Here is a 261-nt window from a genome sequence, read left to right on the forward strand (position 1 = left end):
TCCGGCAAGGTGCTGCAGGCGCTCGGCGCGGTGATCCCGGAGCTGTGGGGCGGTTCGGCCGACCTGGCCGGTTCGAACAACACGACGATCGACAAGACGAGCTCGTTCCTGCCGGCGGGCAACCCGCTGGCGGAGGCGCAGCCGTACGGCCGCACGATCCACTTCGGTATCCGTGAGCATTCGATGGCCGCGGAGATGAACGGCATCGCGCTGCACGGCAACACCCGTATCTACGGCGGCACGTTCCTGGTCTTCTCGGAC

General features: G+C 67.4%; 1 pseudogene. It reads left to right on the forward strand.

Annotated features, from left to right (window positions below):
- A pseudogene (locus ADK57_RS19310) lies at window positions 1-261 on the forward strand (transketolase); the annotation flags it as partial.

This window comes from Streptomyces sp. MMG1533 (genome assembly GCF_001279775.1).
Classification (GTDB): domain Bacteria; phylum Actinomycetota; class Actinomycetes; order Streptomycetales; family Streptomycetaceae; genus Streptomyces.